At 73.9% G+C, this 13,824-nt stretch carries 11 protein-coding genes; 7 read left to right on the top strand and 4 right to left on the bottom strand.

Going from position 1 to position 13,824, the window contains the following annotated elements; genetic code table 11:
• Positions 1 to 120: 120 nt before the first annotated feature.
• Together SCWH03_RS04775 and SCWH03_RS04770 are read left to right on the top strand one after the other, a co-directional pair.
• Positions 121 to 576 carry a DUF4442 domain-containing protein gene (locus SCWH03_RS04775; protein WP_173262240.1) on the top strand — a complete coding sequence of 152 codons (456 nt, stop codon included), beginning with the start codon at positions 121 to 123 and terminating at the stop codon, positions 574 to 576.
• Positions 577 to 913: 337 nt separating this feature from the next.
• Complete coding sequence (locus tag SCWH03_RS04770; RefSeq protein ID WP_173262554.1) at positions 914 to 1,450, top strand: gamma carbonic anhydrase family protein; 537 nt, start codon at positions 914 to 916, stop codon at positions 1,448 to 1,450.
• A gap of 80 nt (positions 1,451 to 1,530) precedes the next feature.
• Here the strand turns inward: SCWH03_RS04770 and SCWH03_RS04765 are convergent, their stop codons facing one another.
• Complete coding sequence (locus SCWH03_RS04765; protein WP_173262237.1) at positions 1,531 to 2,748, bottom strand: FUSC family protein; 1,218 nt, start codon at positions 2,746 to 2,748, stop codon at positions 1,531 to 1,533.
• Between the two features lie 509 nt (positions 2,749 to 3,257).
• Here SCWH03_RS04765 and SCWH03_RS04760 point away from each other — a divergent pair.
• The gene (locus SCWH03_RS04760) at positions 3,258 to 4,040 is read left to right on the top strand and encodes an acyltransferase (RefSeq protein WP_173262234.1); all 783 of its coding nucleotides are present in this window, start codon (positions 3,258 to 3,260) and stop codon (positions 4,038 to 4,040) included.
• 37 nt (positions 4,041 to 4,077) lie between these two features.
• Here the strand turns inward: SCWH03_RS04760 and SCWH03_RS04755 are convergent, their stop codons facing one another.
• Entirely contained in the window at positions 4,078 to 4,944 is an 867-nt protein-coding gene (locus tag SCWH03_RS04755) for a DMT family transporter (RefSeq protein ID WP_173262231.1), read from the bottom strand.
• Positions 4,945 to 5,035: 91 nt separating this feature from the next.
• Between SCWH03_RS04755 and SCWH03_RS04750 the strand changes: the two genes are divergently transcribed.
• The 4 genes from SCWH03_RS04750 to SCWH03_RS04735 all read left to right on the top strand — a co-directional run bounded on the left by SCWH03_RS04750 (position 5,036) and on the right by SCWH03_RS04735 (position 11,195).
• Complete coding sequence (locus SCWH03_RS04750) at positions 5,036 to 5,608, top strand: helix-turn-helix domain-containing protein (protein ID WP_173262228.1); 573 nt, start codon at positions 5,036 to 5,038, stop codon at positions 5,606 to 5,608.
• Between the two features lie 104 nt (positions 5,609 to 5,712).
• Positions 5,713 to 6,339: a YigZ family protein gene (locus SCWH03_RS04745; RefSeq protein ID WP_173262225.1), complete on the top strand. Its 627-nt coding sequence runs from the start codon at positions 5,713 to 5,715 to the stop codon at positions 6,337 to 6,339.
• Positions 6,340 to 6,582: 243 nt separating this feature from the next.
• A complete protein-coding gene (locus SCWH03_RS04740) occupies positions 6,583 to 7,743 on the top strand; it encodes an exonuclease SbcCD subunit D (protein WP_173262223.1) in 1,161 nt (386 codons plus the stop codon).
• Positions 7,740 to 11,195, top strand: a complete 3,456-nt coding sequence (locus SCWH03_RS04735) for an AAA family ATPase (RefSeq protein WP_173262220.1) — start codon at positions 7,740 to 7,742, stop codon at positions 11,193 to 11,195. The genes SCWH03_RS04740 and SCWH03_RS04735 overlap by 4 nt, the downstream gene beginning before the upstream one ends.
• A gap of 316 nt (positions 11,196 to 11,511) precedes the next feature.
• Here SCWH03_RS04735 and SCWH03_RS04730 read toward each other — a convergent pair whose 3' ends face one another.
• Both SCWH03_RS04730 and SCWH03_RS04725 read right to left on the bottom strand, forming a co-directional pair.
• Positions 11,512 to 13,209 carry a DUF885 domain-containing protein gene (locus SCWH03_RS04730; protein WP_173262217.1) on the bottom strand — a complete coding sequence of 566 codons (1,698 nt, stop codon included), beginning with the start codon at positions 13,207 to 13,209 and terminating at the stop codon, positions 11,512 to 11,514.
• Between the two features lie 4 nt (positions 13,210 to 13,213).
• Positions 13,214 to 13,777 (bottom strand): Lrp/AsnC family transcriptional regulator, encoded by a 564-nt coding sequence (locus SCWH03_RS04725; RefSeq protein WP_254076559.1) that lies wholly within the window; start codon positions 13,775 to 13,777, stop codon positions 13,214 to 13,216.
• Positions 13,778 to 13,824: the final 47 nt, after the last annotated feature.

Here is a 13,824-nt window from a genome sequence, read left to right as displayed (position 1 = left end):
GACCGTGCCACGCGTCGAGGTGCCGCCGACGGGCGCGCCGCGTCTCGCCGGGCCCCGGTGCCCGGTCCGACGCGGACGGGGATGGCCAAAGTGTTCTACTCGCGGGTAACGTCCGGTCCCATGAGTGCAGACCAGATGTCCGCGGGTGAGCTGCTGGCCGCCACGGTCCCGATGGCCAAGACCCTGAACCTGGAGTTCCTTGAGACCTCCGCCGAGCGTGCCGCCGTCCGGTTGCCGGACCAGGTCGACTACCACAACCACGTGGGGGGACCGCATGCCGGTGCGATGTTCACGCTGGCCGAGTCCGCCAGCGGGGCGATCGTGCTCGCCGCTTTCGGCGAGCAGCTGTCAAGGGCCGTTCCGCTCGCGGTGAAGGCCGAGATCGCCTACCGGAAGCTCGCCAAGGGCGTCGTCACCGCCACCGCGACCCTCGGGCGCCCCGCGGCGGAGGTCGTCGCCGAGCTGGATGCCGGGGGGCGCCCCGAGTTTCCCGTGGCCGTCCAGATCACCCGCGACTCCGACGGCGCGGTGACCGGTGAGATGACGGTCGTCTGGACGCTCCGTCCGAACGGCTGACCGTCCCCGCAGAGCCGCGTCCCGGAATGCGCCCGCGCCCGCGCCCGGGGCGCGGCACTCGGCCCGAGGCGGGCGCCCGGTGTGCGCCGCCGCGAGTGAACGCCGGGTAGTCGGGCCCGTCCGCGGACGGGCCCGAGCGGTGTCGCACGGGGCCGCGCAGCGGGGCAGGGCACGCCGTACGCGTACGGGCGGCGGCTGTTTCGACCGGGGCCCGGCAGCCCCCGGTTCCGCTGCCGCACCCCCGGCGGGCGGTCCGGGCCCCGGCATCGCCTACCGTGCATGTCAAGGCAGCATGGGCAGCATGGGCAGCACGGGCGGCACGGGTGAGGAGACGACGATGGCAGAGCGCGGGCGGGCACTGGTCTCGGCGGTCGGAGGCAAGGCCCCGCGGATCTCCCCGGAGGCGTTCACCGCGCCCACGTCCGTCGTGATCGGCGACGTCACCATGGCGGATGGCGCGAGCGTCTGGTACCACACCGTGCTGAGTGCCGACTGCGGCCCGATCGTCCTCGGCGCCGACAGCAACATCCAGGACAACTGCACCGTCCACGTCGACCCCGGCTTCCCCGTGACCATCGGTGAACGCGTCTCCGTGGGTCACAACGCCGTACTGCACGGCTGCACCGTCGAGGATGACGTCCTCGTCGGTATGGGTGCGACCGTCCTCAACGGAGCGCACATCGGCGCCGGTTCCCTCGTCGCCGCGCAGGCGCTGGTGCCGCAGGGCATGCGCGTGCCGCCGGGCTCCCTCGTCGCCGGGGTTCCGGCCAGGATCAGGCGGGAGCTGACGGACGAGGAGCGCGAGGGGGTCGCACTCAACGCCACGACGTACCTGGAGCTGGTGAGGAACCACCGGGCGGCGGTCGAGGGCTGACGCCCCGGCGGGCGTCCGCGCCGCCGCCCTGGCTTTGGCCCTGGCCCCGGTGGCCGCAGCGGCGCCCCGCACGCCCCGCCTCATTCCCCGTTCCGCCCCAGGGCGCGGCGGGCGCGGACCTTGGCATCGTCGAGCCATTTGCCGCGCGTCAGGCGCCCGCGGGCGTGCCGGTCGAGTTCCTCGATGAGGCGCTCGGACCGCTTCTCGACGTCCAGCTCATCGAGGATCCGGTCGGCCTCGGCCAGGAGTGCCCCGTGCAGCTGCCAGTTCCGCTGGTCCTCGCGGAGGCCGGCGAGGAGCAGCGCGGCGACGCGATCCCGGCAGGCGCGGCCCTCGGCGAGTTCCTCGGAGAGGCGGGCCTCGGCGTCCGCGCCCGTGGCGGACATCTGGGTGGTGACCAGGGCGGTGAAGGACCCGATGGCATCGGACAGATGGCCGAACAGGTCCTGCAGCCCCCTGGTCGCCTCCGGCGGGAAGAGGGTTCCGGTGGGCCGGGTCTTCGTCAGGTCCGTGAGCGTGCGGCAGGACACCCGGAGGACTACCGCGCAGATCTCCAGGGTGTCAAGACCGGTCCGGAGCGCGACCCGCGAGAGCACCGGCTCCTTGACTCTCGGATTGAGCCGCAGGCTCTCCTCCGCCTGCCGCAGCGCCGCGTCCACCTGCACGATGTCGTGGTCGAGCCGGCGGGCCTCGTGCAGCCGGGCAGCTGCCCGTGCCACCGGGGTGTGCCCGCCGAGTTCCTCGGCGATGTGCGCCAACAGGCCGCGCATCCGCCCCGACAGGTCGTTGATCGCCGCGCTGGCGTCGCCCACCCACACGGGCGGGACGAAGAGGACGTTGAAGAGCAGCCCCACCACCGCACCGATCAGGGTCTCCAGCACCCGGTCCCAGGCGGTCTCCGTCACCTGCGTCACTCCGAGGACGAGCATGGCGCTGATCGCCACTTCGGGCACGAACTCGCCGACCTTCACAAACCGCCCGATCACCAGTGAGGCGAGGATCACCAGTCCCAGGCTCCACCAGCTCAGTCCCACCAGGGCGCTGAAACCGATCGCGATCAGCACACCGGCGACGACCGAGTTCACCCGCCGGATACCGGTGGTGAGCGTCGAGTAGAGCGTGACCTGGACGACGAGCAGAGCCGTCAGCGGCGCGGTCAGAGGCACCGCCTCACCGCTCAACTGCAGGGCGACGACATAGGAGATGACCGCGGCGGCGGTGGATCGCACCGTCTGGACGACTGCCGGTTCCCGATGACGCCGTACCAGGTCACGGAAGGGTTCGCTGGTTGCCGCCACCGTGGTCCCCTCTCCTCGTCCTCGTCCTCGTCCTCGTGCTCGTGCTCGTGCTCGTCCTCGTGTCCCACCGGCCCCCTGCGCTTCCTCCGTCCCCACCGGCCTCTTCGGCGCCTCCTTCGCCTTCATCCTTCGCGTCCCTGGTTCGTCCCCTACCGTGCTTTCCCTCCCCCTTCTGTCCCCGCTCTCCGTCTTCCTTCCCCACTTTGCTGCCCCTTCGGCCGCTCGTGCCCGCCTCTCTCCACATGTCTCGTGCGTCTCGTGCAGCTTGTCCGCCCTGCCCGTCCCCATGCGGCCTGCCCGGCGCTTCGGTACTCCTCCGCGTTCCTCTGCGCTCTTCGGTGTCTGCTCCCGTTTCGTCAGGCCCCGGCGCTCCCCCCAGACTGCCGTCTGGGCAGCCCCTCGCACATCCACCGCGTTCCCCGCCCGACTGCATCCGCAGCACGACGTTGGGGTGAAGCTCACAGCACACGTCCCCGGTTGCCCCCGTCCGGTCCTACTAACGTGGCCTGGTGCCGAAAAACGGAAACACGTTCCTCCCGCGAGCCTCCTGGTGGCGGCGTCTTGTGTCGCGGGCCGTGCACGCCGGCTGGCGCTGGGCCCGGGAGGCCGGTGCGGTGACCGCGGAGCGGCCCGGCCCGTTGCGGTTCCGCGCCATCGGCACCGGCACCCGGCTGGCCTTCCCTCAGGGGACGGTGTTCGGGGAGGCGTGGATCGAACTCGGCGAGCACTGCATCATCGCGGAGCAGGTGACGCTCACCGCGGGCATGATGCCCGACCTCGACCTCGGACCCGGACCGATCCTCACCCTCGGCGACGGCGTGGTCCTCGGGCGCGGCAGCCACGTCATCGCCGACACAAGGGTCCGGATCGGCTCCGACACGTACTGCGGCCCGTACGTCTACATCACCTCCACCAACCACAGCTACGACGATCCGTGCACGCCTGTCGGGAAGCAGTGGCCCCGCGCCGAGCCGGTGGAGATCGGGCCCGGTTGCTGGCTGGGCACGGGCGCCGTGATCCTGCCCGGGGCCCGCCTCGGCCGCAACGTCGTGGTCGCGGCGGGGGCCGTCGTCCGAGGCGAGGTGCCCGACCACGCGGTGGTCGCCGGCGCGCCCGCCAGGGTGGTCCGCCGCTGGGACCCGGCCGAGGGCTGGCGGCCGCCGATGCGGACGCCCGCGCCGCTGCCGATCCCGGAAGGGGTGACACCGGAGCAGCTGGTCGCCCTCGCCGATGCCGCTGACCTGGCAGACCTGGCGGATGCCGCCGACCTCGCCGACCTCGATGAGCGCTGACCGGCCGGGGCCTGGCGGGACCGCGGACGGCGGCGGGTCAGCCCGTCGCCAGCAGGACCGTGCCGACGAGCGCCAGCCCGGCGCCGGCGGCCTGCACCGCGCGCAGCCGCTCCTTGAGCACACCGCGAGCGGCCAGCGCGGTGACCACGGGGTAGAGCGAGGCGAGTACCGCCGCGACCGCCACCGGGCCCTGCTGCGCGGCTATCGAGTACGTGCCGTTGGCGGCGACGTCCGCCAGGCCGACGAAGGCGAGTGCCGGCAGCGAGCGGACGACCAGGCCCGGCCCGCCGCCCTCCGGGAGGGCGCGGCCGCCCCGCTTCACCGACACGTACAGCGCCGCGCCGCCGACCAGGACGTTGGTGACACGCTGCACGAACAGGGCCAGGAACAGTCCGGTGATCGTGGTCGACGCCTCGGCGATGAGCGCCATCACGGAGCCGAACCCGAACGCGGCGAGCAGGGTCAGCCAGATCGCCTGCCGCTGCACGGGCGCGCCCCGCAGTTCCGGGCCGCCGGCGAGCAGGACGCCCGCGACGGCGACGCCGATCCCGGCGAACTGCAGCACCCCGGGCCGCTCGCCGAGGAGCAGGCCCACCGAGACCGGCACCACGACCCCGAGCGACCCCAGGGGGGACACGACTCCCATGGGGCCGAGGGCCAGCGCCTTGTAGAAGCTCAGCATCGCCACCGGGCCGACGACGCCGGCCGCCACCGCGTACCAGAGCAGGGGCCCCGCCTCGCTCCACCCGCCGGTGAACGCGACGACCGTGCCGAGGACGGCCACGGCGATGGTCTGCGAGACCACCACGACCGTCAGCGCGGGAGTGCGCCGGGTCAGCAGTCCGCCGCCGAAGTCGGCCAGCCCCCACAGAAGACTGGTGGCCAGGGCGAACAGCGCTGTCATCGATGCCTCGCAGTACAGTTCGGTGAACGATCGAGTGCACCACACCGTAGTACAACCAGTTGAACCGGTCTATTAAAATATTGGACGGAATGTGTCGGACCTCGAACAGCTCACGCAATCGCTCGCCCGCAACCTGAAGCGCTGGCGCGGCGAGCGGGGTTTCACGCTCGACGCCCTCGCCGCCCGCTCGGGTGTCAGCCGCGGCATGATCATCCAGATCGAGCAGGCGCGTACCAATCCCAGCGTGGGCACCACGGTCAAACTCGCCGACGCGCTCGGCGTCAGCATCAGCACGCTCCTCGACTACGACCAGGGCCCGCAGGTCCAGCTCGTGCCGCGGGAACAGGCCGTGCGGATGTGGTCCACGCCCGGTGGCAGTTCGACCACGCTGCTGGTCGGCGCCGAGGCCCGCGGCCCGCTGGAGCTCTGGGCCTGGACACTGGCGCCGGGTGAGGAGAGCGCCTCCGATCCCCACCCCGACGGCACCGTCGAACTGCTGCACGTCACGTCCGGGCAGCTCACCCTCGTCGTCGAGGGGCAGCCGTACACCGTGCCTGCCGGAACCTCGGCGACCTACGAGGCGAACGTGCCGCACGTCTACCGCAACGCGGGCGCCGAGACGGTCGAGATGACCATGGCGGTCTCCGTCCCGCCCGTCCGCTGACGGGAGCCGCCCCGGCGGGGGCGCCGGCGCAACGGCGGGCGGTGCTCCGCGTTCCCGGTGGACGCGGGCGACCGCCGCCACGGGCGGCGGCATAGGGTGGCGGTATGCAGGAGCAGTACCGGACGCCCGCCCGCGAGGGCGTGCACGAGACCGAGACCAACCGCTCGCGCTTCATCTGCGCGATCGCCCCGGTGGCGACCGAGCGGGATGCGCGCGACTTCGTCGCGCGCATCCGCCGGACGCACCCGACCGCCACCCACAACTGCTTCGCGTACGTCCTCGGCGCCGACGCCGCCGTGCAGAAGGCGGGCGACGACGGCGAGCCGGGCGGCACGGCCGGGGTGCCGATGCTGCAGATGCTGCTCCGCCGCGACGTCCGCTACGCCGTGGCCGTGGTCACCCGCTACTACGGAGGGGTCAAGCTCGGTGCCGGCGGGCTCATCCGCGCCTACGGCGGTGCGGTCGGCGAGGCGCTGGACGCGCTCGGCACCGTGACCCGGCGGCGCTTCCGGCTCGCCGCGGTCACCGTCGACCACCAGCGCGCCGGCAAGGTCGAGAACGATCTGCGCGCGACCGGCCGCGAGGTGCGGGACGTCCGGTACGGGCAGTCGGTGACGATCGAGATCGGCCTGCCGGACTCCGACGTGGACGCCTTCCGCGCCTGGCTCGCGGACACCACCGCCGGCACGGCCGTGCTGGAACTCGGCGGTGAGGCGTACGGAGAAGCCTGAGGGCCGGACGGACCGGTCCGGATCGAGGGCACCGTTCCCGGAAACGGGTGAAAACCGAGGCTCCGGGGCAGGCGGGGGACCACCGGCGCTAACGTGGTCGATGCCGTCCGTGGGGCCGTCCGTGGGGTTCTCCGGCATGCCGTCCGGTGGGCCCTCGGACGCGCCGTCCGGTGGGCCTCGCGTCCGGGCCGGGCGCCGGCTTTCGGGCCGAGGAGGGGACACGATCAGTTCGGAGCCGTTTTCTTGAGATTCCTGCACACCTCGGACTGGCATCTGGGGCGCTCGTTCCACCGGGTGAGCCTGCTCGGCGCACAGAAGGCGTTCCTCGACCATCTGGTCGCCACGGCGCGCGCCCACGACGTGGACGCGCTGCTCGTGGCGGGAGACGTCTACGACAGGGCCGTACCGCCCCTGGCCGCCGTGGAGTTGTTCGACGACGTACTGCACCGGCTGGCGGACGCGGGTGTGCCCACCGTGATGATCTCCGGAAACCACGATTCGGCCCGCCGGCTCGGTGTGGCCTCCGGGCTGATCGGGCGCGCCGGGATCCATCTGCGGACCGACCCGGCGGGCTGCGCCACCCCCGTGGTGCTGCGGGACGGGCACGGCGATGTCGCGTTCTACGGTCTGCCCTATCTGGAACCCGCCCTCGTACGGGAGGAGTTCGGCACGGGGGCGGGCCATGAGGCGGTGCTGGGCGCGGCGATGGAACGGGTACGGGCGGACCTCGCGGAGCGGGCGCCGGGCACCCGCTCCGTCGTCCTCGCACACGCCTTCGTCGCGGGCGGCGAACCGAGCGACAGCGAGCGGGACATCACCGTCGGCGGTGTCGCGGCCGTCCCCGCCGCGCTCTTCGACGGCGCCGACTACACGGCCCTCGGCCATCTGCACGGCTGCCAGACCGTCGACGAGCGGGTGCGGTACTCCGGTTCCCCGCTCGCGTACTCCTTCTCCGAGTCCCGCCACCGCAAGACCATGTGGCTCGTCGAACTCGGCCCGGCCGGGGAGATCGCCGCCGAGCGGCTGGACTGCCCGGTGCCCCGGCCCCTCGCCCGCATCGAGGGCCGGATCGAGGACCTGCTGGCCGATCCCGCGCTGGCACGCCACGAGGAGGCCTGGGTGGAGGCCACCCTCACCGATCCGGTACGGCCCGCCGACCCCATGGCACGGCTCACCACACGCTTCCCCCACACCCTGAGCCTCGTCTTCGCCCCCGAGCGCAGCGGTGAGGACTCGCACGCCTCCTACGCGGAGCGGCTGCGCGGCCGTGACGACCACCAGATCGCCGAGGACTTCGTGTCCCATGTCCGCGGGGGCGGCCCCGACCGGCTCGAACGGGCCCTGCTGCGCGGTGCCTTCGACGATGTGCGGGTGGACACGGCCGCGACCGAGGTGGCCGGGTGAGACTGCACCGCCTGGAGATCACCGCCTTCGGCCCCTTCGCCGCGCGGCAGCAGATCGACTTCGACAGGCTGTCCGCCGCCGGCCTCTTCCTGCTGCACGGACCGACGGGGGCGGGCAAGACCTCCGTACTCGACGCCGTCTGCTACGCCCTCTACGGCGCGGTGCCCGGTGACCGGCAGAGCCCCGGTACCTCGCTGCGCAGCGACCACGCCCCCGCCGGCACCTGCACCGAGGTGTGCCTGGACCTGACGGCGGGCGGCCGCCGGCTGGAGATCACCCGGCGCCCCGCACAGCCGCGCCCCAAGAAGAAGGGCACGGGCGTCACCACCGAGAAGGCGCAGAGCCGACTGCGGGAGTACGACGCGGCGCGCGGGGAATGGACCGCGCTCAGCCGCTCCCACCAGGAGATCGGCGACGAGATCGCCCAGCTCGTCGGCATGAGCCGGGACCAGTTCTGCCAGGTCGTCCTGCTCCCGCAGGGCGACTTCGCGCGCTTTCTGCGGGCAGACGCCGAAGCCCGCGGAAAGCTGCTCGGCAGGCTCTTCGACACCCGCCGGTTCGCTCTGGTCGAGGAGCGCCTCGCCGAACTGCGCCGCGCCGCCGAGCAGCAGGTGCGGGACGGTGACGAGCGGCTGCTGGCCCTCGCCCACCGGATAGGCCAGGCGGCCGGGAACGCGGCACCCGGCTGGCCCGCCCCCGCCCACCGGCCGGGAGAACCCGGACTCGCCGACGCGGTGCTGCAGTGGGCCGCCGTGGCCCGCGTGGACGCTCGCGAAGCCCTCGCCGTCACCGCGTCGGTCCGGTCCGCGGCCCGGACCCGGCAGTCCGCCGCCCGGCGCGAACTGGACGCGGAACGGGAACTGGCCGCACTCCAGCGGCGGCATGACGACGCCGTGCGGCGGGCCGGAGAGCTGGAGGAGCGGCGGCCCGCGACGGAACGCGCACGGGCACGTCTGGAGCAGGCCCGCAGGGCCGAACTGGTCGCGCCAGCGCTGCGGTTGCGCGAGGACGCCGAGCGGGAGCACGACTCGGCCGACACCGCCGCCCGGCGGGCCAGGGCCGCCCTCCCCTCGGCACTCGCGGACGCGGGAGCCGAGCGGCTCTCGGAACTGGAGCACGAACTCCGTCAGGAACGGGGAGGCCTGGACGCCGCGCGCCGCGCCGAACTGCGCAGCGCCGACCTCGCCCGCGAACTCGGGGAACTGGAGCGCCAGGCCCGCTGCGACGACGTGATCCTCCGGGACGCCGAGGGCCGGCTCGCCGACTGGGACACGGCGCGCCGCTCGCTGCAGGACCGGATCGAGGCCGCGCAGGAGGCCGCCACCCGCGCCGAACACCTCGCCGGACGGCTGGAGCCGGCCCGCCGCCGGGTGACCGCCGCCCGTGAGCGCGACCGCCTCGCGGCCAGGGCCGATGCCGTCGAGGACGACCACCGCGCCGCGCGCGAGCGGGCCGGCGCGGCCCATGAGCACTGGCTCGACCTCAAGGAGCGCCGGCTCCGCGGCATCGCCGCCGAACTCGCCGCCGGGCTCGTTCCCGGGCGACCCTGCGCCGTCTGCGGCTCCATCGACCACCCCGCCCCCGCCAGGCCGGGGCAGGCCCATGTCGACCGGGTCGCGGAGGACGCGGCATACCGGGAGTATGCGGACGCCGACCAGGACCGTGCCGAGGCCGAGCGGCAACTGGCCGTGCTGCGCGAGGCGTTGGCTGCCGCCAGGGACGCGGCGCGCCCCCCGGCCGCCGAGGACGCGGGTGGCGGCGGAGGCGGGCGCGCGGCGCGGTCCGTGCCGGAGCCGGGTGTCCCGTCGCCTTCCGCGCCGGAGCCGGGCACCGCGCCGCCGCCCAGGGGGGAGCCGGGCGTTCCGGCACCGTCCGCGGCCCCCGACGATCTGCGCGGCGGAGTGGCGGCGACCGGCTCCCGTGCGCGGCAGGGCTCGGGCGCCGAGGCTCGGGTACCGGCCGGCGGCGCCGAGGACGTCTGGCCGGGCACCGCTACCGCAGAGGACTCCAGCGCGGTGGGCGGGTCCCCCGGGGGCGTGGCGGACGCCGGGCACGAGGACGGCGGCACGGCGCCCTCGGCGTCCCTCGTGCCTCCTGTGCCGTCGGCGTCCCCTGCCTCCTCCGCGTCCTCCGCGTCCTCCGCGTCCCCTGCGTCCCCTGCGTCCTCCGCGCTCCCCGAACCCGCCGTCACGGCCCTGGCGGCGGTCGTCGCCCGGCTGGAGCGCGAGCACCGGCACGCCCACGCGCTGGCGGCCGGGACGCACGACGCCCGTGAGGAACTGGCCCGCGCCGAGCGGGAGCACGGCGAGTGGCTGTCCGAGCGGCAGGAGGCCGAACGGCGCGCCGTCGCCCGGACGTCCCGGCGGGAGGCCCTCGAGAGCGAGCGGACGGCGCTGGATGCGGAGGTGGCGCGGGCCGTCGGCGGCAGTGGCACCGTCGCCGAGCGGACCACGCTGCTGGACCGGCGTATCGCCCTGCTCCACGAGGCCGCGGAGGCCGTACGCGCGGTGGACGCCGCCGCGGGCCGTCTGAAGGAAGCCGACGACCGGCTCTCCGACGCGGCGTTCCGGGCCGGATACGGCACCCCGGCCGACGCGGCCACCGCGCTGCTGGACGACGACGCACAGCGCGACCTGCAGCGGCGGCTCGACGCCTGGCAGGCCGAGGAGGCGGCGGTGGCCGACCGCCTCGCCGAGCCGGAACCGCGCTCCGCCGCCGCCCGGCCGCCCGCCCGGCCCGAGGCCGCGCTGCGCGCCTTCGACGCCGCCGAGAGCGCACTGCGCGACGCGGTCTCGGCGCTGGACTCCGCCCGGGAACGCTGTGTGGAGCTCGACCGGCTGTCGCGTCTCGCCGAGGCTGAGGCGCGCCGGCTCGGCCCGCTGCGCGACGAGTACGAGCGCGTCGCCCGGCTCGCCGGCCTCACCGCGGGGACCTCCGCCGACAACGGACGCAGGATGCGCCTGGAGTCCTACGTCCTGGCGGGCCGGCTGGAACAGGTGGCGGCGGCGGCCACCGTACGGCTCCGGCGCATGTCCGGTGGCCGCTACACGCTGGTCCACTCCGACGCCCGCTCCGGCGGCAAGCGCTCCGGACTCGGTCTGCACGTCGTCGACGCGTGGACCGGCAAGGAGCGCGACACGGCGACGCTGTCCGGCGGGGAGACCTTCTTCGTCTCCCTCGCCCTCGCCCTGGGCCTCGCCGACGTCGTCACCGACGAGGCCGGCGGCGCGCGGCTGGACACGCTGTTCATCGACGAGGGTTTCGGCAGCCTCGACGACCAGACCCTCGACGAGGTGCTCGACGTCCTGGACTCGCTGCGGGAACGCGACCGCAGCGTGGGCATCGTCAGCCATGTGCCGGACCTGCGCCGCCGGATCCCCGCCCGGCTCGAGGTCGTCAAGGAACGCGACGGCTCGGCCGTACGGCTGCGGTCGGCGGCCGACCGCGGCTGACCGGCCGCCGGGGGAGGGCGGGGAGCGCGCGACGCCCGTCGTCAGCGCGCCCGGGTCCGCGGCGCGCCCGGGGCCGCTGATCCGGCGTGCCGCCGACCGGCCCGGGACCTCCTCTCGCGTCGACGGGAGCCGGGGCCCCGGCGGGCGCGTCGGCGAAGCGCGGACGCCGATCGCGGTACGGCGGCGCTCGCCGGGCGCCGCCGTACCACTGGATCCTCACCCGGTCCGGCTGGTCCGGCTGGTCCGGCTGGTCCGGCTGTACGGGCGGACCGCCCGGCGGCCCGTGCAGCCGGACCTCACGGCACGCATCCCGCCGTCACAGCCTCGACAGCTCGTCCACCAGGTCGTCCAGGCCCAGCGGACCCTGCGACAGCGCCGCCATATGCCACGCCTTCGCATCGAAGGCGTCCCCGTGCGCCTCACGGGCCCGTTCCCTCCCCAGCAGCCAGGCCCGTTCGCCCAGCTTGTAGCCGATGGCCTGCGCGGGCATGGACAGATAGCGCGTCAGCTCGCTCTCGACGAAGTCGGCGGGCCGTCCGCTGTGCCTGCCGAAGAACTCCTGCGCCAGCTCCGGCGTCCAGCGCTCACCGGGACGGAACGGCGATTCCGCGGGGATCTCCAGTTCCAGGTGCATGCCGATGTCGACGATGACCCGGCAGGCACGCATCATCTGGGCGTCGAGATAGCCCAGGCGGCGCTCGGCGTCCGGCAGGAAGCCGAGTTCGTCCATGAGCCGCTCGGCGTACAGCGCCCAGCCCTCCGCGTTGGCGCTCACCCCGCCGACGGTCGCCTGGTAGCGGGAGAGGCGGTCGGCGACGTGGACCCACTGCGCGATCTGCAGATGGTGACCGGGTACGCCCTCGTGGTACCAGGTGGAGACCAGGTCGTACACGGGGAAACGGGTCTCGCCCATGGTCGGCAGCCAGGTCCGGCCGGGGCGCGAGAAGTCCTCCGAAGGGCCCGTGTAGTAGGGGGCGGCCGCGCTGCCGGCGGGCGCGATCCGGGACTCCACGACCCGTACCCGGTCGGCGAGTTCGAAGTGCGTGCCGTCGAGGGCGTCGATGGCCTCGTCCATGAGCCTCTGCAGCCACTCGCGCACCTCCTCCACGCCCTCGATATGGGTGCCGTGCACATCGAGGTGGGCCAGCGCCTCCCAGGGGCCCGCACCCGGAAGGATCTTGTCCGCCTCGGCCCTCATCTCACCGAGCAGCCGGTGGTACTCGGACCAGCCGTACGCGTAGGCCTCGTCGAGGTCGATGTCCGTACCGTTGAAGAAGCGGACCCACCGGGCGTAGCGCTCGCGGCCCACCGTGTCGGGGGCGCCCTTGATCCCGGGGGCGTACACCTCGCGCATCCAGTCACGCAGCGAGCGGAAGGCGGAGGTGGCGACGGCGGCGGCGCCGTCGAGTTCGGCGCGGAGCCCGTCCGGCCCGGCGGCGGCGAAGTCCTCGAACCAGCCCCGGCCGCCCGTCCCGTCCGGTCCGCCCGTCCACTGGTCGAGCTGGGCGAGGAAGGCGGCCGTGGCGCGGGGACCGGCGGGAAGCCCGCGTTCGAGGCCGAGGGCCAGCGAGGCGCGGTAGCCCGCGAGGGCGTCCGGAACGGCCCGCATCCGCTCGGCGACCGCCGTCCAGTCCTCCTTGGACGCCGTCGGCATCACGGTGAACACATTGCGGACACTGTGTGCGGGGGACCGCAGGTTGCTGACGGTGCGCAGGCTCTCCTCGGCTTCGTGCACGGCGAGTTCGGCGGTCAGCCGCTCCCGCAGCAGACGGCCGCAGCGCCGTTCGGCGTCCGAGCCGGCGCCGGGCAGCTTCTCGGCTTCGTCGAGCCGGACGAGCGTCGCGCGGGCGAGTCCGGCCGCGGCCTCCCGGCCGGCCGGGGAGAAATCGGGGAGGAGGCCCGCGCTCTCCGGGACTCCGAGGTAGGTACCGATGATCGGGTCGAGGGCGACGAGGGCATCGACATAGGCGTCGGCGACCTGGCGGGGCAGCACGCTGCTCGGTGTCTCTGGCATGCGCTCATCCTGATACGCGCGGGTGGCCGGCGCCATCACCGGCGGATCTCGCGGCGTCCGGGTCGGCTGACAAATGAGCATGCCCGGCAGGCTCCTGAGCGGGCGGGAGCAGGGGGCCGCAGTCCCACTGCTGGAAGATCAGACGGGTCTCCACACGGGCGACTTCACGCCGTGACGTGAACTCGTCCAGCACCAGCCGCTGCAGGTCCGCCGTGTCGGTCACGGCGACATGGACCAGATAGTCGTCGGGCCCCGTCAGATGGAAGAGCGCACGTGATTCCGGCAGGGCCCGGATCCGCTCGACGAAGGGACCGATCAGCTCCCTGCGGTGCGGACGCACCTGAACCATCAGGAGCGCCTCGAGTCCTCTGCCGAGTTTGGCCGGATCCAGTCGCAGTTGCTGCCCGAGGATGACCCCGCTGCGGCGCAGCCGGCCCACCCGGTCCAGACATGTGGAAGGAGCGACGCCCACTTCGGCCGCCACCTCCCGGTAGGTGGTCCGGGCGTCGTTCTGCAGGATGCGCAGTATGTGGAGATCCACCGGGTCCAGGACGACAGAATCAGCCATGGCCCGAACGTAACACGGAGCAATCATCCTACCGGCCGGTAATTGTC

Origin of the sequence: Streptomyces pacificus (assembly GCF_011766325.1) — a bacterium.
In the GTDB taxonomy this organism is placed as follows: domain Bacteria; phylum Actinomycetota; class Actinomycetes; order Streptomycetales; family Streptomycetaceae; genus Streptomyces; species Streptomyces pacificus.
The sequence above is the reverse complement of the archived record's forward strand: the minus strand, read 5'-3'. Positions and strand labels throughout refer to the sequence as shown.